Below are 20,943 nucleotides of genomic sequence, written 5' to 3' on the forward strand. Positions count from 1 at the left end.
CTAATGCTCCTCGCCCATCAGCTTGACCCCCATGTCGCTCATGTCGCGGAAGGTGTTGCCGACCAAGGGGTTGGTCTGCGCCTGGGGGACGTGACAGGCTGTGCAGAAATATCGTCTCGGCGAAACATCTGCCAACATTTGTCCCTCCCGCGTGATGTAATGGGTCACGCTGATCATGGGCGCACCGGACCCTTCCGTGAACTCGCGCTTGTGGCAGGAGAGACATCGGTTGGTATTGACCGACAGTTGGTAGCCTTCGATCGAGTGTGGAATGATGGGAGGCTGGTCCGGATAGGCGCGCATCTTGCGCACGTCATCCACATTCCATTTCGGCAGGGGCTTTGCCGGAACGCTTTCCATCTGTTGGGGCGGGCCGGACAACTGCGGAACCGATTGAGCGACCACGCCACCACCGATGAGACAGGTTGCCAACAGGGCAGCGGCACCAAGTTGGCCGCTTGTCAGGCCACAGGAACGATCTTGACTGCGCATTTTTTGAAATCCGTTTGTTTGGAGATCGGATCGGTGGCGTCAAGCGTCACCTTGTTGATCAACTGGCTGGCATCGAACCATGGAACGAAGATCACGCCAGGTGGCATGCGGTTGCGGCCACGGGTCTCGACGCGTGTCCGCATCTCGCCGCGACGCGAAACGATGGTGATCTCTGCCCCCTGGTTGATCCCGCGTTTTCGCGCGTCGTCGGCGTTCATGAAGCAGCGGGCGCCGGGGAAGGCCTTGTAGAGTTCTGGCACCCTCATTGTCATCGAACCGGAATGCCAGTGCTCCAGCACCCGGCCTGTTACCAGCCAGAAGTCGTATTCTTCATCCGGCGATTCGGCCGGCGGTTCATAGGGCACAGCCAGGATGACCGCACGTCCATCGGGTTTGCCGTAAAAGCGCACCCCTTCGCCGGGTTTGACATATGGGTCATAACCCTCCCGGTAGCGCCATTTGGTCTCCTTGCCGTCGACAACCGGCCAACGAAGGCCCCGTTCCTGATGGTAGACGTCGTAAGGTGCCAGGTCATGCCCATGTCCGCGCCCAAACTCCGCATATTCCTCGAAGAGGCCCTTCTGGAGATAAAAGCCAAATGCTTCGGCTTCGCGATTGGCATAATCGGCGTCCACCTCTGAGAGGGGGTATCGGTCCACTTTGCCATTTGCGAACAGCACCTCGAAAAGTGTTTTGCCGCGGTAGTCCGGGTTCTGCACCAAGATCTCCTCGGTCCAGACTTCATCCGTCGTGAACCGTTTGGAAAACTCCACCAATTGCCATAGGTCCGAGCGCGCATCTCCTGGCGCATTGACCAGTTGATGCCAGACATGTGTCCGGCGCTCTGCATTGCCATAGGCTCCTTCCTTCTCGACCCACATGGCGGCCGGAAGAATGAGGTCGGCAGACATGGCGGTGATCGTGGGATAGGCATCGGAGACGACAATGAAGTTGTCCGGGTTCCTGTAGCCGAGATAGGTCTCGTTGCTGGTATTGGGGGCCGCCTGGACGTTGTTGTTGACCTGAACCCAATAGAAGTTCAGCTTGCCGTCCTTCAGCATCCTGTCCTGTTCTACGGCATGGTATCCTGGTTTGTCGGGAAGAAGACCTTCCGGGAGTTTCCAGATCTCCTCTGCGTGATGTCGGTGCTCCGGATTGGTCACCACCATGTCTGCCGGCAGGCGATGCGCGAATGTGCCGACTTCGCGCGCCGTTCCACAGGCCGATGGTTGGCCTGTCAGTGAGAAGGGGCCGTTGCCCGGTTCAGAGATCTTCCCCGTCAGCAGATGCAGATTATAGATCATGTGGTTTGCCCAGACACCGCGCGTGTGCTGGTTGAAACCCATGGTCCAAAGAGACATGACCTTGGTGTCGGGATTGGCATAGAGCTCAGCCAGTTGCTCCAGAAAGCCCGGATCGGACCCAGTCAGCTCGGCGACTTTTTCTAAAGTGTAATCTGCGACAAAGGCCTTGAAACTTTCGAAGTCGATCGGCTCCATCTTGGTCGGGTCGCCGGCGTTCTTTGCCTTCATCTCGAGCGGATCATCCGGTCGAAGACCATATCCTATATCGTCCACGCCCTTCATGAAGGTCGTGTGTGCGCGGACAAAGTCCTCGTCCACTCGATCGGTCGAGATGATGTGGTTAGCGATATAGTTCATGATCGCCAGATCCGTGCTCGGCTTGAAGATGATTGGAACGTCGGCCAGATCCATGCTGCGGTGAGTGAAGGTCGAGAGCACTGCGACTTTTACATGTTCGTGACCCAGGCGCCGGTCTGCAAGGCGTGTCCACAGGATCGGGTGCATCTCCGCCATGTTGGAGCCCCAGAGCACGAAGGCATCGGCGTGCTCGAAATCGTCATAGCAGCCCATGGGTTCATCCATACCAAAGGTGCGCATGAAGGCATATGCGGCGGATGCCATGCAATGGCGGGCATTGGGGTCGAGGTTGTTGGAACGGAAGCCTGCCCGCATCAGCTTGGTCGCGGCATAGCCTTCGAAAATCGTCCACTGGCCGGAGCCGAACATGCCGATCGCTGTTGGTCCCTTTTCGCGCAGAACCTTCTTGCATCGCTCGGCCATTATGTCGAACGCTTCGTCCCAGCTTACCGATTCGAATTCGCCGTCCTTGTCATATTGTCCGCCACGCTTGCGCAGGAGCGGTGTGCTCAGGCGATCCTCGCCATACATGATCTTTGAGAGGAAATAGCCCTTTATGCAGTTGAGCCCGCGGTTCACCTCGGCTTGCATGTCGCCGTGTGTGGCGACGACCTGCCCTTCCTTGACGCCGACCATGACGCCACAGCCGGTGCCACAGAACCGACAGGGCGCCTTTGACCATTTGATCTCGAGCGCTTCCACGCCACCAGGAACGGTCTGAGCATGGGCCGGCAAGCTAATGCCGGCGGTGGCTGCCGCAATCGCTGCAGCATGGGCCTTGAGCAGACTACGCCGCGTCAGGTCTGTGTCCATTGATTAAACCCTCCTCCAAATTCTCTGCATGCTCAAAAACCATGTTGGCGGCCATAACGTCCGGAAGGCTCGAGATAGCCGCGAGGGTCGCGCCCATTTCGCCGCTGGAAATGCCCTCGATCACGATGACGATCTTGCCATGTTCGGCAGCATGAACTTCAACGTTCGGCATCTCTGCCAGTGTTTCGACAAGACGATCAGCGGCGGCCGGAGAGGTCAGAACGACGGCACTGGAAACATGGAAGCGTTCAGGGTTGCGCTGCGACATGCGAGCCATTCCTTGCCGATATGGAAATTGCGTTTGTCGGACAGTGGCCTATGCAGAGGCCGCAGCCGGTGCAGTCATCCTCTACAACTGAAGGATGCCATGGTCCGCCAGCGCGTGGACGAAACCGGATTGCGTCAGTCGGACAATGGTCGCGGCATGCCTGACAGTCGACGCTGTTGAGCGCCAGGCAATGCGGTTGCACCTGTGCCTTGTGGGGAATGGAGAGTTCGGCGCCGAAAAAGACATCCGCGTGCGGACAGTTTTCTCGACATTGGCCGCAAAAATCGCATCCGCCGGATGAGAAATCCAGTGCCGGTATGCCGGACTGCATCGAGATGATCGACTGCGGACAGTGATCAACGCATGCGCTGCATTGATCGCAGATCTCTTCCACCGGACGTAAGAGACCTGGTGGCAGGATGCGGAGCTCTTGCCTGATCTGTCCGCGAAGGAGGGCTCGCCGCGAAAGTGAGGTCACCATGGCCTCCTCGCTTAAGCTGGAGGACCGGGTGGACCGGCGATGATCTGGTACATCCAGACCATGAAGCCGAAGCCTCCAACGGCCGCTACCGCAAGGATCGGCCAGATGCCAAAGGCGAGGATAAAAAACGTCACAAGCTCTGATCGGCGCCGCATACGACGGTCCGAGGCAGGTAGCGGGGTCGAATTCTCGATGCTGTGATGCACGCGGTCTCCTCCTACTCCTCGCCGCAAGTGTGCGGAGTGTTCACTCTTCTGTCAAGGAAAGTGATGATTCGTGATATCGCGATGGTTGTGTTGGGGGTCCGGTCGCTGCGGCGCGGGTGTCGGCAGCCATGCGATCAAAATATCGGGAAACCCAGCTCTATGTTGACATTTTCCCAAGCCGCGCAGGTGGACTAGTTGCTGAGTATGCGAAGCTTTTCAGGCTTGATGATTTCTATGCTGCGCGCATTGTGAAGCTTGACGATGCTCATGTCGCGCAGTTTCGAAATCGTGCGCGAGACTGTTTCGATGGTGAGGCCGAGATAATCGCCTATGTCGATACGGCTCATGGGCAGGTCGATTAAGTCAGTGCCACCTTGGCGATCAGCCAGATCGACCAGGAAAACGGCTATCTTTTCCAGTGAACTTTGGCGGCCGACGACAAGCAGGTGCTCCTGAGCTCGAACCATCGCCTTCAATGCGACGCCAACCAGGCGGTCGTTGAGCTGGCCGCCGGCTGCGCGTTCGACACTGGTCAGGCCTGTGTTCACCATGGCCTCGGCATAGAAGCTGTGGGTCTCATTGATCTCGAAGCCAAAGGTTTCGCCGACAAGATGAAAGGCGACGATCTGCCTGCGGCCGTCGGCCAGGAGGCGATAGATCCGCACAGCCCCGTATTCGATCTGGTAAAGTGATCGCGAGCGCTCGCCCTGGGCATAGATCACGCAGTCCGGCGCGTGAAAGGTCACCGGCCTGATGTGCGTCTGGCTGCGTGCACGCGGCGGGGGCGAGAGATGCGAATTTTGTGTGATGGAAGCTGCGGTTTGCATCGGCATGTCCCCTTTGGTTGAAGGGATCATGTTAGATTGGGAGCCTAGCCGCTATTGAGTTCTTCCACTACGGATTTCTACGTAGGGCTGACACCGCGTTGGCAATATCAGGCCCGTTAAGCGGTTTGGACAGTACGCAAATGTCCTGCCTGTTCCCCCGGCCGTAATCTCTGTCGTCCTCCGCCAGAACAACGAGCTTTATGCCCCGGCTGGCAAGACTGAGGCCGGCCGTCAGATCGGCAGGCGGCAGACAGGTGTCGAGGATGACGCATTCCGCTCGGCTGATCGCCTCGCTTGCCATGGTCCAGTCATTGAACTGTTCTACCGCCTGTCCATGCGTTTTAAGCGCAAAGCTGATCGACCGCAGCAAGGCTGGGTCTTTGACAACAGCAACAATGGCAGACAGCGTGGACAATGGGATTCCAGAAGCTAGGTCGTGATCTTTCACCAAGCTTTCAGATCGCATCCTGGCTGACGCCTCACCTTGTCATGGATCAAGCGAATTGTCGGATTGCGCGGGGATTGGGCTAGATGCTGACTGTCAGGGACATGCGCACCAGTTCGGGAAGGCTGCGTGCTCTCATCTTCGTCATGACATTGGCGCGATGGACTTCGACCGTTCGCGGGCTGATATCAAGATTGAACGCGATAGCCTTGTTCGGTTGGCCGGCTACAACGGCCGACAGGATTTGCCGCTCCCGTTCACTCAGGCTGCCGATGCGCGAGCGGATGTCATCCACGCTCAGCGTACCCGCGGATGAATCTGCCAGTTTCTCGGCCGCCCGCCGCACCGCCTCGATGATAACCGACTCTTCAAACGGCTTCTCGATGAAATCTACAGCACCAGCTTTCATCGCTTCAACGGCCATGGGAATGTCGCCATGCCCAGTCACGATTATCGATGGTATGGGGGGCGAAATGCTTGAGATCTTGCGTACCAGGTCAAGCCCACTCATGTCAGGCATTCGCATGTCCGTGATCAGGATCGCATTGCGAAGGCTTGAGGCAATTTCTGAAAAGGTTGTTGCGGATGGATGAAGCCGCACGGCGAAACCGTTCACGGTGAGCATGAACCCCAGCGATTTGCGAAGTGCCTCCTCGTCGTCAACGATATGGACGGTGAAGTCATCAGGCTGCATTCTGGTCCTCGTCGTACTGGATCAAGGTAAAACTGAAGGAGGCGCCGCCGAGTTCACTTTTGGAGACGGTCATGTCTCCGCCATGGGCCTCGATGATGCGCCTGGAGATCGACAACCCGATCCCCATGCCCCCTGCCTTTGTCGTGGTAAACGGCTTGAAGATATCCTGGGCGACTTCCGGAGAAATCCCGGGACCGGAATCCTCGACCGTCACCGTCAAAAGTCCCATCTTGTCGGAACAGACACTGACGCGGATTTCCTTTTTCTCGGTTTGCTTCATCGCCTCGATCGCATTGCGCATCAGGTTGGTCAGCACCTGCTGAATCTGAATCCGATCGACGAATACCTGATCGTTGTCCGAGGTAAAATCGAACACGGTGCGTACGCCTTTTTCACGCGAGCCGACGAGGGCGAGTGCTCCGGCCTCTTCGACGAGTTGACGCAGGCTCTCCGTCCGCTTTTCCGTCTCGCCTTTGGTGACGAACTCGCGCAGGTGTCGAATGATCTGCCCGGCGCGAATGCTCTGTTCGCCCGCTTCCAGCAATGCGTCACGAACCTGGATGTCGCGATCCCCAACCGCGTGCTGTAGCAGGCGCGCGCAGCCATGCACGTAGTTGGCGATGGCCGACAATGGCTGGTTCAACTCGTGCGCCAGCGTCGACGCCATCTCTCCCATTTCGTTTAATCGGCCGAGCCTTGCGAGCTCGGTCTGGATCTCCTGCAGGCGGGCGGCGGATTCCTCTCGCTCCGTGAGGTCGCGAACGAACCCAGTGAAGAACCGCTTTCCGCCACGTTTGATCTCGCCGACCGCGAGCTTCATCGGAAAAGTAGAGCCATCCTTACGCCGGCCGACCACGACGCGGTCGACGCCGATGATCCTCTTTTCGCCCGTTTCCATGTAGCGGCGCATGTATCCGTCGTGTTCGACCTTGTAAGGCTGAGGCATGAGCAGCTTCAGGTTTTGCCCAAGCGCTTCAGCTTCCGAGTAGCCGAACTGGCGGACGGCCGCGGAGTTGAACGAGATTATGATCCCGTTCTCGTCGCTGACGATGGTGGCATCAAGGACCGTGTCGAGGATAGACCCCATTCGGGCCTCGCGGTCGTCAAGCGCTTCCCTGAGTTCCGCCAACATCTCTCGATTTTTGTCTGCTCGCCTTGCAAACCAAACAATCAGCGCTGACAAGACGGCAAGCGCGAGTGTTTGCACGCTAGCTGTTTCAAATAGAAGAAAATGACCTGAAAGAAGCCAAAGGGCCAAGCCGAAAACGGCTGCCAGCAAGGCCGGGCCCGCTCCCCCGATCAAAGCTGAGGCGACGACCAAAATCGGTACGAGTAGGGATAGCGTTTCTGACGCGGCGTCGCGCATAGCAAATAGCCCACCACCAATAGCTGCGACCGTTCCGAAAACCGCGACGACATACCCTTTGGCGTTGGGGAACGATCGGCTTTTCTTTCTTTGCGAGCTCACCATTTCGACCATGATTTTGAACTTACTCTACCCAAGCGATTTATGTGGTGCAGCCATCCGCACCAATTCCAATCGATTCGGCTTCATGGTCGGGAACGTAGCCGTTGCTTCCGGTTGATAGAAGTCAAATAGTGGCCATCACAAGTATTCTCCACGACCTCAAGGCAACAGGTTGCCTTGGGCTGCAAGATGGCCGTCCTGAAACATCGTAGCTACCGAATTCCAGCGCTATTGGGTAACACGCCGTTAGCACGACTTTTGTCGACTGCAGACTGCGGGGCTTGGGTCGGATAAATCGGTTCCGTGGTTTCCCGAACGCCATAGATTTAGGTTTGTTTACGCTTTCATTCCGTCCCCGATGCTCTGCTCGCGCAGATTTGTCTCTGGGCTCGATGAACGGAATGCCTCTACCCGAGATCTCAGTTTCACATCGCGGTACCAGCTTGTTCCATATCAATCACGACCAGCTTTTGCCATGCTAGTTAGTTCACCAGAGTTTAACGCAAACCGGGCCACTGGCGTCGTGTATAGAACAGTCAGGATCATCCTCGCATTTCTGCTCGTCATAGTCGGGCTGTCACACCAGCCCCCGCTTGGCGTTGGTGATATGGTGACGCTCGACGTGGCCGCGTATGTACTGCCTGATGGCACGTTGCCCGAATTGTGCGTTACGACCGACGATGGTGAGGTCCCCCACTACGGTGCAGCTACCATCTGTGAAGCCTGCTTGATTGCATCATCGGCGATGCTCCCGACTCCGGTCGATGTTGTCGGTCGCCGCATTGTCATTGCGCTCGACATGACGGTGCCTTCGCTAAGCGACAAAGGCTATCGGCGTCTTTTTTCCGCGAACACTGCGCCGCGGGCGCCCCCGGTACCGGATTCCGTCTGAATCCGGTCCGAAATTGACGTCAACCGTCCGGACCGATCTCGTTTTGGCGCCGATGGATGTCGTTGCATCGTGATCGGCCAACTCCCGGTACCGTCATGTTGCACGTTGTCCCTGTCAGCACTTCACTAAGTTCGCATTCCAGCATTCCCGTCCCCTGTTCATCAAAAGCCAGTTTCTTCAAGGAACGTGACTTTGTACCCCCTGGCACCGTCCTGTTCCAACAGGGTCATCCGACAGTTCCCCAGTTTCGACTGTCTGAAGGTTGTATCGCTCTTTCCCAGACCCTTGCAAACGGACGTCGCCAGATCGTCGACATCGTCGGACCCGGCGCGTTGGTTGGCATTGTTCTCGGCGACAAGAACCGGATGACCGCTGAAACGCTGAGTTATTGTCACATCGAGCGACAACATGGCGACGATGTCGATAAAACCTACAGCGCGATTTGCGAGGCCATGAAGCGGATCGAAGCGCACACCGTGCTCCTGGGGCGGAAGACAGCGCCTGAACGAGTGGCGAGCGCGATCCTCGATCTTTCAGAACGTTTTTCACGACCGCAGCGCCCGCATTTCGAGAGCCGTGTCTTCAACCTCTATCTCGGGCGAGGTGATCTGGCTGATTGGTTGGGCTTGTCACTTGAGACGGTAAGCCGCTGCTTTACCCGGTTCAAACGCGCTGGGCTGATCGATTTCGATGAGCCCGAAATCGTCACCCTCCTGAATACTCCGGCACTCCAAGCGATTGCAGACGGCGCCGCATCTGCCTGAGCGGGACGTCGTCACCCCGTTTTTCCATCCCCCTGCGGGTCAATAAGGTCGACCCGTTATAACCAAAAGGAAAGTCTTATGAAAAACCTGTTGCTTTGCACATGCGCCCTGATCGCTCTTGCGGGGCAGGCCATGGCCGATATCACCGTAACCGACGTGAAGGGGCGGAGCGTCACGGTTCCCAAGACACCCGATCGAGTCGTCCTTGGCTTCTATTATGAAGACTATCTGGCCATCGTCGGTCCGAACGCAATCGACAAGGTGGTGGCCTTGTCGCTGTCGACCTGGAAGGATTGGAGGCCGAGCCAATTTGCTGCTTATGAAAAGGCACTTCCGAAACTCGCCTCCATTCCCGATGTTGGAAACACGGAAGACAATACCTTCTCGATTGAAAAGGTGATCGCGGCGCGGCCCGATCTCGTCATCCTCGCTGCTTGGTCCTACGACGCGCTCGGCGAAAGCGTCAAACAGTTCGACGACGCCGGGATCCCGGTTGTGACCCTCGACTACAATGCCCAGTCCGTGGAGAAGCATGTTGCGTCGACGCTGGCGCTCGGCACGCTGATGGGCACACAGGACAGGGCGCAGGAACTGGCGGATAATTACCAGGATGCCATGGCGGATATCGCAGCCCGCGTCGAGGCTGCGGGCCCGTCAAACAAGAAGGTCTATGTGGAACTCGCTCAAAAGGGGCCTTCGGAGGTTGGAAACTCCTATGGTGATACCATGTGGGGAGCGCTGGTCGACAAGCTTGGTGGCGACAACATCGCCAAGGGCCAGATCGGCAATTGGGGTCCGCTGAGCCCCGAATATGTTCTCGCGCAGAAGCCGGATCTCATCTTTCTGGCCGGTTCGGAGTGGTTGAACAAGCCACAGTCGGTGTCAGTCGGTTTTGGCGCGTCCAACGAACTCGCCCGCGAACGGATGAAAGCCTATCTGGGACGCCCCGGCTGGGCAGAGCTTCCTGCGGTGAAAAATGGTGACGTTCATGCCATCTATCATGGTGGCGCGCGCACCTTGTCCGACTATGTCTTTGCGCAATACATCGCTAAGCAGTTGCACCCCGACGCCTTCAAGGATGTCAATCCGGAGCAGAACCTCAAGGACTACTACAAAGCCTGGCTGCCTATCGAAGCTGATGGCACATTCGTCTTGCCGTATCAGGCTGTCGGCCAATGACCATTGCTCTCAGCAAGGTTGACTTCGTGCGCGGCGACTATCGCCGCGCCTCCCGGCATCGTCAGTTGGGCCTGGCCCTGTCCGTCTTGGCTTTGATCGCTCTGATGCTGCTAGATTTGACGACGGGTCCATCCGGGATGCCTCTCAACGATGTGCTGAAGGGCCTTATTGCAGGGCCAGCCGGTGAGGATAGGATGACAGCAACCATTCTATGGCAGTTGAGAATGCCGCAGACGGTGATGGGGCTCGTGGTTGGAGCATGTCTGGGGCTTGCCGGCCTTCAGATGCAGACAATCCTCGACAATCCGTTGGCTAGCCCGTTCACGCTCGGCTTTTCGGCCGCAGCAGGGTTTGGTGCCGCACTTGCCATCATGTTCGGCGGGGCTCTCGCCATTCCGGACTATTTCGTCGTTCCAATCTCAGCCTTTGCCATGACGCTTGTGGCCTGCGGCTTGGTTTACCTCATTGCTACCTTGCGCGGCGCATCTCCTGAAATCCTTGTGCTGGGCGGGATTGCCTTTCTTTCAATCGATCCAGTCGCTGTTGCAGTTTCTCGCCTCGCCGGAGGTGCTGCAGCAGATCGTCTTCTGGCTTTTTGGCAGCCTGCTGAAGGCGACATGGACGAGCGTGTCGGTCAGTGGTGCAATCCTGCTGTTCTGCCTGCCGTTTGTCGCCCGCAACTGCTGGGCACTGACCGTGCTGAAACTTGGCGACGGCAATGCTCGCAGTCTTGGCCTATCTGTCGAAAAAGTGAGGCGGAAAACCTTTCTTCTCGTGGCGTTGCTCACTGCAGCGGCTGTTTCCTTTGTTGGCACCATCGGATTCGTCGGTCTGATTGCGCCGCATGTCTGCCGACTCATCGCCGGTGAAGATCATCGTTTTGCCCTGCCATTGTCTGCAGTTATCGGTGCAGTGATCCTCGTGGGTGCATCCGTGTTTGGAAAATTCATTTCACCTGCCGCGGTCATCCCGGTCGGTATCGTCACTGCGATCGCAGGCATTCCTATGCTGTTTGCCGTGATCCTGTCTCGCGGCGCTGAGGGAGGTGTCAAGTGAGTGAAGGTCTTATCTTTGATCGGGTCGGTGTCCAGTTCGGAAGCCGCATCGTCTTGAGCGATGTTGAAGCCCAGTTTGCTCCCGGTCAGATCATCGGTCTTGTTGGACCCAATGGCTGTGGCAAATCCAGCCTGCTCGGTGCGGTCGCGGGACTATTGTCTCATCGCGGCGAGATTACTTTCAACGGCCGTGGTGTCGATGCTCAAAATCTTGGTTACATGCCGCAACACAGCCAGATCCGCGCCAGCCTTTCGGTGCTTGAGGTTGTGTTGCTCGGGCGGCATGAGCAGCTCGGATGGAGAGTGAGCGCCGATGTGCTGGAGGCGGCTTATGGTATTCTCGGCTCCTTTGGTATCGAGGATCTGGCATCGCGTCCTATCCACGCGCTTTCGGGTGGACAGCAGCAACTGGTGCTACTGGCGCAACGACTGCTGCGTGCGCCGAGATTGCTGTTGCTAGACGAAGCGACGAGTGCGCTTGATCTGGCGCATCAATTGCGGGTCTTCGAAATACTCAGAGCCTATGTCGAGCGCACGGGTGCTCTGGTGATGATTGCAATTCATGATCTCAACCTGGCTGCCCGTCACGCCGATGGCATCATGTTGCTGCGCAATGGCGGACTGGCTGGCTCAGGCCGATTTGATGACGTGGTAACGCCCCAAGTGCTTCGTTCAGTCTACGGTGTCGAAGCGGAGGTGCTAACCTCCTGCAGGACCGGCTCGGTCATCGTCCCGCTGGCGCGGGTGCGCGAAGGGTCAGTGGCTCCAATTCGGCTTAGTCCTTGAGGCTCGAGGCGCGCCGACTTGCCTCGAGCGCCGCAACGACGGCACCTGCCAGAACCAGTGGCAGGGCAAGGAGAAAGGGATGTGTCAGTGGCTCACCAAACAGGATGAGATCGGCCAGAATCGGCCACAGGATTGCCAGATACTCGAAAGGGGCAAGACGCGAGGCTTCAGTATAGCGAAAGGCCAGCGTCATGCAGATATGTGCAAAGCCCCCGAAAATTCCGGCACCTACCAGGTAGAGAAATTGAGATAGGCTCGGCGCCGCCCAGCCGAATGGCAGCGTCGCGATGCCGCCGATCATGGAGGCCACGACAAAATAGAATGCGATGGCGCCTGGACTTTCTGTCCGACTTAGGCTGCGAACCATGATCAAGGCGAATGCGGTGAGCAGACCCATTAGGAGACCAAAGCCGAAACCGATCAGGCGGGTTTCGTGCGCCGTTGATTGACCAAGTTCGGGCCATACAAGTGCCACCACGCCAAGAGTTCCCAGTATCACCCCTGCTGCCCGCCAGGCCGTGGCCCGTTCTGAAAGGATGACTACGCCCGCAATCGCTGTGAAAATCGGAGAGAGGTACCCAAGCAAGGTTGCCTCCGCGAGTGGCAGGCGGGCAATCGAGGCGAAGGATGCAAACATGGCCGCTGCGCCGAGTGCCGATCGCAGCAGGTGATCGAGCGGCCGCCTTGTCGCTAGCCCGCCAGGAAACTCCCCTCTCATCCAGAGGAAAACGACGAGCGGAATGAGCGCAAACGCTGACCGAAAGAACACGATCTGTCCTACCGGGACATCGGCAGACACCGCTTTGACAAATACAGCCATGGCCGCAAACAGCGCACCTGAGAGAATGCGCAGAATGATGCCGACGGCAGGGCGGTCTAACTGCTCTTGGTTCACGCTGCTCTCATTCTTCATGTGCCACCACCACTGACTGTCTAAACGCTGTATGGGACCCGGCTCTGGTCGTCGCCAAAGCGTGCAATGTCACTGTTCGCCGGGGAAGCCGAGAGGTTGAGCGGCGGTCCGGCAGTAGCAGTCTGCCGCTGTCTCGTTGCGCACTTGACCGACGTTTGTCAGTCGCATGCAATCATTCGCGAATTGCCTGGATGCTTGATCTAGCGCAACGATCCTGCGCCCGGAAGACGCCAATGCTCCTGCAACGATTTGCGGGAAATCTGGAATGAAACTCTTCCGTCTGGTCATGCTGCTCTGCGCCTCCCTATGCCTGGCTTACTCAGCCAGCGCGACATCGGTGCTGCAACAGTATCTGCCTGCGGCCAAGGTCTCTGATCTCGTGCCGGACGCAGACGGTTTCGGTCCCATCCGCGCGGACCTGGCGGCCGCGCCCGTGTTGAAGGGCGGCGAGACTGTAGGCTGGGTGTTTGCCACCTCTGATTTCGTCGGTACGACTGGCTATTCTGGCAAGCCGATCCACACGCTGGTAGCAGTTGGTCTCGACGCCAAGATCATCGGCGTGCAACTGGTCAAGCATTCCGAACCCATCGTTCTGATCGGTATTCCCGAGGCCAAGGTCAAGGCACTGGTTTCCGCATATACTGGACTGGACCTCGTCGCGGAGGCGAAATCCGGCGGTACCGCACATGATGTGGACATCATCTCCGGCGCCACCGTTACCGTGATGGTGATCGACGATTCCATCGTCCGGTCTGGCTTGAAGGTGGCGCGCGCGCTTGGGCTTGGAGGTCTGGCACCGGAAAGCGAACAGTCCGGCCCGCGCCTCACCGTTGATCTTGATGCCGCCTCACCGTCCGACTGGATCGAGGCCGAGGGTGACGGCACCATCCGCCGATTGTCCCTCGATGTGGCGCAGGTCAATGCAGCCTTCGCCGAGCATGCAGATGCGCGGGCGCGCGAGCGGGCCCTGACTGAGCCGCCGGAAACCGCATTTATCGACATGCATGTGGCGCTGGTCTCAGTGCCATCGATCGGCAAGGCCCTGCTCGGGCAAGCCGAGCAGGCCAATCTGGGGACTTGGCTGAAGGAGGGCGAAAACGCCATCGCCATCGCCGGCAGGGGGCTCTACTCCTTCAAAGGATCGGGTTATGTGCGCGGCGGAATTTTCGACCGCATCGTTCTGATCCAGGACGACGTATCGGTTCGCTTTCGCGATCGTGATCACCGTCGACTGGGAGGGATTGCGCTTTCCGGTACGCCCGAATTCACTGAGATGGACGTCTTTCGGATTCCCGCCAATGTCGGCTTCGATCCGACCAAGCCTTTCCGCATCCAGCTTCTGGCGCATCGCGAGGTCGGACCGATCGAAAAGGTTTTCCATACCTTCGACCTCGGCTACCAACTGCCGCAGAAATACCTGAAGGCCGTCGCCCAGCCGGCGGTCGAGGTCGCTAGCGTCGCGGATCGTGACGAGGGCTCTGCCCAAGCGGACCTGTGGAAGCGCATCTGGCGCGACAAAACGCTGGAGATCACCGTTCTCGGCGCCATGCTGTTCGTGCTGACGGGAGTGTTCTTCTTCCAGACCTATGCCGTGAGGAATGCGAGAGCCTTTTCCATCTTCCGTATCGCCTTCCTCATGGTGACATTGGTTTTCCTCGGCTGGTATGCCAATGCACAGCTCTCGGTGGTCAACCTGATGGCCCTGTTTGGCAGCCTGGTCACCGGCTTTTCCTGGCAGGCTTTCCTGCTCGATCCGTTGACCTTTATCCTCTGGTTCTCGGTGGCGGCTGCGCTGCTGTTCTGGGGCCGCGGTGCGTATTGCGGGTGGCTTTGCCCGTTTGGCGCTCTGCAGGAGCTGACGAACCAGATCGCCCGAAAATTGCACATCCCCCAATGGACGCTGCCCTGGGGACTGCATGAGCGGCTGTGGCCGCTGAAATACATGATTTTCCTCGGCCTGTTCGGGGTCTCTCTGATGAGCGTCGAGCAGGCCGAGCACCTGGCCGAGATCGAGCCCTTCAAGACGGCGATCATCCTCAAGTTCATCCGGGCCTGGCCATTCGTCGCCTATGCGGTAGCGCTTCTGGTCGCCGGCCTGTTCGTCGAGCGCTTCTACTGCCGCTATCTCTGCCCGCTTGGTGCCGCACTCGCGATCCCGGCGCGCATGCGCATGTTCGACTGGTTGAAGCGCTACCACGAATGCGGCAACCCCTGTCAGACCTGCTCCAACCAGTGTCCGGTACAGGCCATTCACAAGACCGGCGAAATCAATCCGAACGAGTGCATCAACTGCCTCCACTGTCAGGTGCTCTACCAGTCAGAAACCGTCTGCCCCGTCGTGATTAAAAAAATGAAGTCACGGGCAAAGCTTGCGGCAAGTCCGGGCGGTGCGCCGATCAGCCAATCCGCAGCAAAGTCTAACCGAAGCCAAATCTAACTGAAGAAGGACATCGACGATGGAAACGAAAGAAACCAAAGGCCTGAGCCGGCGAGAGCTGTTCAGCGCGACGGCCGGCACTGCCGTTCTGGCGGGAAGCATGGGAGCAGGCGCACTGGGCTTAAGCGCCGCTGTTCTGTCAACACCGGCGCTCGCTGCTGCCGAAGGCGATGGCTCCGTCTCGCCTGGCAAGCTCGACGACTATTACGGCTTCTGGTCCTCAGGGCAAACGGGCGAAATGCGCATTCTCGGCATCCCTTCAATGCGCGAACTGATGCGTGTCCCGGTGTTCAACCGCTGCTCGGCCACTGGCTGGGGGCAGACCAATGAATCGATCCGCATCCATCAGCGGACCATGTCCGAGAAGACAAAGAAGCAGCTCGCCGCCAACGGCAAGAAGATCCATGACAATGGCGATCTGCATCACGTCCACATGTCCTTCACTGAAGGCAAGTATGACGGTCGCTTCCTGTTCATGAACGACAAGGCCAATACGCGCGTTGCCCGCGTTCGCTGCGACGTGATGAAGACCGACGCCATTCTGGAAATCCCGAATGCCAAGGGTATCCACGGCATGCGCCCGCAGAAGTGGCCGAAGACAAACTACGTCTTCTGCAACGGCGAAGACGAAGCGCCGCTCAACAACGACGGCTCGACCATGACGGATGTTTCGACCTATGTGAACATCTTTACCGCAGTCGATGCCGAAAAGTGGGATGTCGCCTGGCAGGTCAAGGTGTCGGGCAATCTCGACAATTGCGATGCCGACTACGAAGGCAAATGGGCCTTCTCGACCAGCTACAATTCCGAAATGGGCATGAACCTGGAGGAGATGACCAAGTCCGAGATGGACCATGTTGTTGTCTTTAACCTGGCCGAAATCGAAAAGGCGATCGCCGCTGGTCAGTATGAGGAAGTCAACGGCGTTAAAGTTGTCGACGGCCGCAAGGAAGCCAAGTCGCTCTTCACGCGATACATCCCGATCGCCAACAATCCACATGGCTGCAACATGGCGCCGGACAAGAAGCACCTGTGCATCGGCGGCAAGCTTTCGCCCACCGTCACTGTGCTTGACGTGACCAAGTTCGACGCGCTGTTCTATGACAACGCCGAGCCGCGTAGCGCCGTCGTCGCCGAACCGGAACTGGGCCTTGGGCCCTTGCACACCGCCTTCGATGGTCGCGGTAATGCCTACACTTCACTATTCCTCGACAGCCAGGTGGCCAAGTGGAACATCGAGGACGCCATCAAGGCCTATGCCGGCGAGAAGATCAATCCGATCAAGGACAAAATCGACGTCCAGTACCAGCCGGGTCACTTGAAGACGGTCATGGGTGAAACGCTCGACGCTTCAAATGACTGGATGGTTTGCCTGTGCAAGTTCTCCAAGGACCGTTTCCTGAACGTCGGGCCGTTGAAGCCCGAGAACGATCAGTTGATCGACATTTCCGGCGACAAGATGAAGCTCGTGCATGATGGCCCGACATTCGCCGAGCCGCACGACGCGATCGCGGTCGCACCGTCGATCCTGCCCAACATCCGCTCGACATGGGACCGCAACGACCTGATGTGGGCCGAAACCCGCAAGCAGGCCGAAGCTGATGGCGTCAACATCGACGAGTGGACCGATGCCGTTATCCGTGATGGCAATAAGGTGCGCGTCTACATGACCTCGGTCGCGCCAGCTTTCAGCCAGGAGAGCTTCACGGTCAAGGAGGGGGACGAGGTGACTGTCATCGTTACCAATCTCGACGACATTGACGATCTGACACATGGGTTCACCATGGGCAATCATGGCGTGGCGATCGAGATCGGCCCTCAGCAGACGAGTTCGGTCACGTTCGTTGCGGCCAATGCCGGCGTCTACTGGTACTATTGCCAGTGGTTCTGCCATGCTCTGCATATGGAAATGCGCGGACGCATGTTCGTCGAGCCAAAGGGCGCTTGAGCCATGAGGCTGCTCGTTCTCCTGCTCGGTCTTGTTCTCGTCTCGCCGCTTGCGGCCGGGGAGCGCTCGGTCGCGCCGGGCGCGGGCAGTCTAGCGACAGCCATCGCCGAGGCAGCACCAGGTGATGTTTTGACACTGACCGACGGGACCTACCTTGGCCCCGTCGTGATCGATCGGTCCCTTGCCATCGTAGGCCCGCGCGGCGCGGTTGTTGATGGCCAAGGTTCAGGTAGCGTGATTGAGATAACTGCGCCCGATGTCCGCTTGGCCGGGTTCACGGTGACGGGTTCGGGACGGGTCAACCAGGACCTCGACGCCGGCGTGAAGATCGAAAAAGGCGCGGACCGCGCCCGTGTCGAAAAACTGCTCGTCACCGGCAACATGCATGGCATCGACGTGCATGGCGGCCGCGACACGGTGGTGACCGGCAACGAGATCATCGGCACCGACAGTCCGCGCATGAACGAGAGGGGCAATGGCATCTATGTCTGGAACAGCCCCGGCACACTCCTCGAGAACAATTTCATACGCTTTGGCCGCGACGGCATCTTCTCAAATGCCAGTTCCAACAGCATCTATCGCGGCAATGTTATGCGCGACCTGCGTTTTGCCGTACATTTCATGTACACTCGCAACACCGAGGTTTCCGGCAATATTTCGATTGGCAACCATCTCGGCTTTGCCATCATGTTCTCAAACCAGGCAAAGATACTGAGCAATATCAGCCTCGGCGACCGTGACCATGGGCTGATGCTGAACTATGCCAACAATGCCGATGTCACCGGCAATCTGGTGCGTGGCGGCACGAAGAAGTGCCTGTTCATCTACAATGCCCACAAGAACCTGATCTGGGATAACCGATTTGAGGGCTGCGGTATCGGCATTCACTTCACCGCTGGTTCGGAAAAGAACGCGCTGACCGGCAACGCCTTCATCGCCAATCGCGAGCAGGTGAAATATGTCGGCACCCGCAACATGGAATGGAGCCATGAGGGGCGGGGCAATTTCTGGTCCGACCATCCGGCCTTCGACCTCAATGGCGACGGCATCGCCGACGGGTTTTTCCGACCGAACGACGTGATGGACCAGATCCTCTGGTCGCAGCCCGCCGCCAGCCTTTTGATCGGCTCGCCCGCTGTGCAACTTGTGCGCTGGAGCCAGCGAGATTTCCCTGCCACGCTGCCGGGCGGCGTGCGCGACAGCGCCCCGTTGATGCGCCCGCTGATAATCACCGTGCCCCCCGAAATTCTCGTTTACGAAGCCGAGGCCGCCGGCCGCTGGGCGACAGGACATTATGATGACACCGACCCTGACAATCTCTCGGCTCACTAAGTGCTTCCAGTCTGTCGAGGCACTGAAGCAGGTCTCGCTGGCTCTTCAGCCGGGAAAACGCGCCGCGTTGCTCGGCCACAACGGAGCCGGCAAGTCGACGATCATGAAGATCATCCTCGGGCTGATCCCGTTCGACAGCGGCGAGGTCTCTGTTTGTGGCGAAGCGCCGGGGTCGGCCGCAGCCCGCATGCAGGTTGCCTATCTGCCGGAAAATGTCGCATTCCATCCGGCGCTCACGGGCGAGGAGCAGATTAGCCACTATCTTTCGCTGCGCGGCGAAAATCCGCGTATCGCGCCGCAGCTTCTGGCCCGAGTCGGCCTCGCCCATGCGGCGCGCCGGCGGATCGGCACCTATTCCAAGGGCATGCGCCAGCGCGTGGGACTCGCCCAGTCCCTGATCGGCCGCCCGCGTCTTCTGGTGCTCGATGAGCCGACCTCGGGCCTTGATCCGGTCTCGCGGCGGGATTTCTACGACCTGCTCGATGGCCTCTCGGCCGATGGCACGGCGATCCTGCTCTCCTCGCATGTCTTGACCGAGGTCGAGGCGCGCACCGACAGCATTCTCATCCTGTCGGGAGGGCAATTGGTGGCGGAAGGTACGCTTGCCGATTTGCGTGCACAGGCTGCCCTGCCGATCACGCTCCTCGTTCGTCCGGCGGAAGGGCGTGCCATTTCGCTCGCTGCGGTATTTCCGGAAGCCACCATCGGCTCAGACGGCATGCTGCGCTTCTCCTGCCCGCAGGCGGACAAGCTGCCGCTTCTCGCCAGCATCACCGCGCTCGGCCCGGAAGTTGCGGACCTTGATGTGATCCCACCCAGCCTTGAGGACATTTATAGCCATTTCAGCCGGAGGGACGGGCAATGAGCTGTATCCTCGCCACCGCGGCAAGCGAGTTCCGCATCGCGTTTCGCAATCGTTGGGTGCTGATCGCGACCGGCATGATGGTGCTTTTCGCGCTCGTACTGGCGGCTGCGGGGTCAGCGCCCACGGGTGATGTCGACGTTGACCGGCTCTCGGTGACGGTCGCCTCGCTGACTTCGCTTGCCGTCTACCTTGTTCCGCTTCTGGCGCTGCTAATGAGCTTCGATGCGGTGGCTGGCGAGGTGGAGCGCGGTACTTTGCCACTGCTGCTCACCTATCCGGTCTCGCGCCTTCAGATCCTGCTTGGCAAACTTTTGGCGCACCTGGCGATCCTCGCGCTCGCGGTAACGCTCGGCTATGGCGCAGCGCTGGTGATGGCGGTCTGGTCCGATCCGGGTGCGATTCAGGGCATCGGCTCCATGGTCCGACTGATCTGGTCTTCGGTTTTGCTGGGCGCGACCTTCCTTGGCGCGGGGTATGCGCTGTCTGCCCTAGCACAGCGCCCCTCTGGGGCAGCGGGTCTTGCGGTCGCACTCTGGCTGGTCGCCGTTGTGCTTTATGATCTCGCGCTTTTGGCTCTGATTGTCACCGATGGCGGTGGCGTCTTTACCACGCGGGCTTTGCCAGTTGCTCTGCTTGCCAATCCGGCGGATGCCTTTCGCGTCTTCAACCTGTCGGCTGGGCAGGCGGTCGCGGTTGCAGGCGGTATAGGCGGCGCTGCAGGGGCTATCCCACTCTGGCAATCCGCAGCTTCACTATTTGTCTGGCCACTGCTGGCTATCACACTGGCGCTTGCCGCTTTCAGAAAGGTGACGCCATGAGTTTGCGCATGCGATCTTTGCTACGTTCCATCATTATCCTTGGCTCGCTCTCGCTGCTGGTGGCCTGTCAGGAAAAAACTGCTCAGGATACGACACCGCAGGATATGACCGTCGAGACTCTAGGTCATTACTGCCAGATGAATCTGCTGGAGCATCCCGGCCCAAAGGGCCAGGTGTTTCTTGAGGGCATGCCTGCCCCCTTATTCTTCAGCCAGGTGCGTGATGCCATCGCCTATATGCGGGGGCCAGAGCAGATGGCGCCAATCGTTGCCGTCTACGTCAACGATATGGGAGCCACAGGCGCGACCTGGAATAATCCAGGTGACGGCAACTGGATCGCCGTCGAGAAGGCCGTCTATGTGATCGGTTCGGTCCGGCAAGGCGGCATGGGAGCGCCGGAGGCCGTGCCGTTTTCGAGCCGCGAGAAGGCCTTGCTGTTTGCCCGTGCCGAAGGCGGCAAAGTACTCTCCTTTGACGAGATTACCGACGACATGGTGCTGACCCCAGTCGACATCGAACCCAATTCGAACTCGGGGGACGGTGATGCCGAATTCCAGAACCGCTTGCGTGCCCTGCCCAACAATGCTGGAGGCTGAGCT

At 58.7% G+C, this 20,943-nt stretch carries 20 protein-coding genes and 1 pseudogene; 11 read left to right on the plus strand and 10 right to left on the minus strand.

All coding sequences use genetic code 11. The annotated features are described in order from the left end of the window. The 9 genes from IP85_RS08595 to IP85_RS08630 form a co-directional block, all read right to left on the minus strand. Positions 1–492 (minus strand): nitrate reductase cytochrome c-type subunit, encoded by a 492-nt coding sequence (locus tag IP85_RS08595; RefSeq protein ID WP_054149266.1) that lies wholly within the window; start codon positions 490–492, stop codon positions 1–3. Then, entirely contained in the window at positions 462–2,966 is a 2,505-nt protein-coding gene (napA, locus tag IP85_RS08600) for a periplasmic nitrate reductase subunit alpha (protein ID WP_054149267.1), read from the minus strand. Before napA ends, IP85_RS08595 begins: the two co-directional genes overlap by 31 nt. Continuing rightward, a complete protein-coding gene (locus IP85_RS08605) occupies positions 2,941–3,234 on the minus strand; it encodes a chaperone NapD (RefSeq protein ID WP_054149268.1) in 294 nt (97 codons plus the stop codon). The genes napA and IP85_RS08605 overlap by 26 nt, the downstream gene beginning before the upstream one ends. Next, complete coding sequence (locus tag IP85_RS21910; RefSeq protein ID WP_082347629.1) at positions 3,215–3,715, minus strand: ferredoxin-type protein NapF; 501 nt, start codon at positions 3,713–3,715, stop codon at positions 3,215–3,217. Before IP85_RS21910 ends, IP85_RS08605 begins: the two co-directional genes overlap by 20 nt. An 11-nt stretch (positions 3,716–3,726) precedes the next feature. Then, a complete protein-coding gene (gene napE, locus IP85_RS08610) occupies positions 3,727–3,870 on the minus strand; it encodes a periplasmic nitrate reductase, NapE protein (protein WP_054149496.1) in 144 nt (47 codons plus the stop codon). Positions 3,871–4,112: 242 nt separating this feature from the next. After that, positions 4,113–4,748 carry a helix-turn-helix domain-containing protein gene (locus IP85_RS08615; protein ID WP_082347637.1) on the minus strand — a complete coding sequence of 212 codons (636 nt, stop codon included), beginning with the start codon at positions 4,746–4,748 and terminating at the stop codon, positions 4,113–4,115. A gap of 67 nt (positions 4,749–4,815) precedes the next feature. After that, positions 4,816–5,163: a hypothetical protein gene (locus IP85_RS08620; protein ID WP_156322794.1), complete on the minus strand. Its 348-nt coding sequence runs from the start codon at positions 5,161–5,163 to the stop codon at positions 4,816–4,818. Positions 5,164–5,275: 112 nt separating this feature from the next. Beyond that, the gene (fixJ, locus tag IP85_RS08625; RefSeq protein WP_054149271.1) at positions 5,276–5,887 is read right to left on the minus strand and encodes a response regulator FixJ; all 612 of its coding nucleotides are present in this window, start codon (positions 5,885–5,887) and stop codon (positions 5,276–5,278) included. Further along, positions 5,877–7,253 (minus strand): PAS domain S-box protein, encoded by a 1,377-nt coding sequence (locus tag IP85_RS08630; RefSeq protein ID WP_245280845.1) that lies wholly within the window; start codon positions 7,251–7,253, stop codon positions 5,877–5,879. The genes fixJ and IP85_RS08630 overlap by 11 nt, the downstream gene beginning before the upstream one ends. Before the next feature lie 709 nt (positions 7,254–7,962). On the opposite strand from IP85_RS08630, the gene IP85_RS08635 reads away from it, so the two are divergent. The 5 genes and pseudogenes from IP85_RS08635 (at position 7,963) to IP85_RS08660 (ending at position 12,031) form a co-directional block, all read left to right on the plus strand. Continuing rightward, the gene (locus IP85_RS08635; RefSeq protein WP_141402161.1) at positions 7,963–8,247 is read left to right on the plus strand and encodes a hypothetical protein; all 285 of its coding nucleotides are present in this window, start codon (positions 7,963–7,965) and stop codon (positions 8,245–8,247) included. A gap of 95 nt (positions 8,248–8,342) precedes the next feature. After that, entirely contained in the window at positions 8,343–9,011 is a 669-nt protein-coding gene (locus tag IP85_RS21915; protein ID WP_197277996.1) for a Crp/Fnr family transcriptional regulator, read from the plus strand. Positions 9,012–9,089: 78 nt separating this feature from the next. Then, the gene (locus IP85_RS08650; protein WP_054149275.1) at positions 9,090–10,190 is read left to right on the plus strand and encodes an ABC transporter substrate-binding protein; all 1,101 of its coding nucleotides are present in this window, start codon (positions 9,090–9,092) and stop codon (positions 10,188–10,190) included. Between the two features lie 137 nt (positions 10,191–10,327). After that, positions 10,328–11,246, plus strand: a pseudogene (locus tag IP85_RS08655) (iron ABC transporter permease). Next, a complete protein-coding gene (locus IP85_RS08660) occupies positions 11,243–12,031 on the plus strand; it encodes an ABC transporter ATP-binding protein (RefSeq protein WP_054149276.1) in 789 nt (262 codons plus the stop codon). Before IP85_RS08655 ends, IP85_RS08660 begins: the two are co-directional and overlap by 4 nt. Here the strand turns inward: IP85_RS08660 and IP85_RS08665 are convergent. Further along, positions 12,021–12,944, minus strand: a complete 924-nt coding sequence (locus IP85_RS08665) for a DMT family transporter (protein ID WP_054149277.1) — start codon at positions 12,942–12,944, stop codon at positions 12,021–12,023. The genes IP85_RS08660 and IP85_RS08665 overlap by 11 nt on opposite strands. Before the next feature lie 265 nt (positions 12,945–13,209). Between IP85_RS08665 and IP85_RS08670 the strand changes: the two genes are divergently transcribed. From IP85_RS08670 to IP85_RS08695, 6 genes are read left to right on the plus strand one after another with little or no spacing between them, the layout of a single operon-like run. Continuing rightward, positions 13,210–15,381: a NosR/NirI family protein gene (locus IP85_RS08670; RefSeq protein WP_054149278.1), complete on the plus strand. Its 2,172-nt coding sequence runs from the start codon at positions 13,210–13,212 to the stop codon at positions 15,379–15,381. Between the two features lie 19 nt (positions 15,382–15,400). Continuing rightward, a complete protein-coding gene (nosZ, locus tag IP85_RS08675) occupies positions 15,401–17,329 on the plus strand; it encodes a TAT-dependent nitrous-oxide reductase (protein WP_054149279.1) in 1,929 nt (642 codons plus the stop codon). A 3-nt stretch (positions 17,330–17,332) separates the two neighbouring features. Then, complete coding sequence (locus IP85_RS08680; RefSeq protein WP_054149280.1) at positions 17,333–18,661, plus strand: nitrous oxide reductase family maturation protein NosD; 1,329 nt, start codon at positions 17,333–17,335, stop codon at positions 18,659–18,661. Beyond that, positions 18,627–19,526, plus strand: coding sequence for an ABC transporter ATP-binding protein (locus IP85_RS08685; RefSeq protein ID WP_054149281.1), 900 nt, complete (start codon positions 18,627–18,629; stop codon positions 19,524–19,526). The genes IP85_RS08680 and IP85_RS08685 overlap by 35 nt, the downstream gene beginning before the upstream one ends. After that, the gene (locus IP85_RS08690) at positions 19,523–20,344 is read left to right on the plus strand and encodes an ABC transporter permease subunit (RefSeq protein WP_054149282.1); all 822 of its coding nucleotides are present in this window, start codon (positions 19,523–19,525) and stop codon (positions 20,342–20,344) included. Before IP85_RS08685 ends, IP85_RS08690 begins: the two co-directional genes overlap by 4 nt. Beyond that, a complete protein-coding gene (locus IP85_RS08695; RefSeq protein ID WP_197277998.1) occupies positions 20,341–20,940 on the plus strand; it encodes a nitrous oxide reductase accessory protein NosL in 600 nt (199 codons plus the stop codon). Before IP85_RS08690 ends, IP85_RS08695 begins: the two co-directional genes overlap by 4 nt. The last annotated feature ends 3 nt before the right edge of the window (positions 20,941–20,943 follow it).

It is taken from the genome of Rhizobium sp. AAP116 (genome assembly GCF_001295785.1).
Taxonomy (GTDB): Bacteria; Pseudomonadota; Alphaproteobacteria; order Rhizobiales; family Rhizobiaceae; genus Allorhizobium.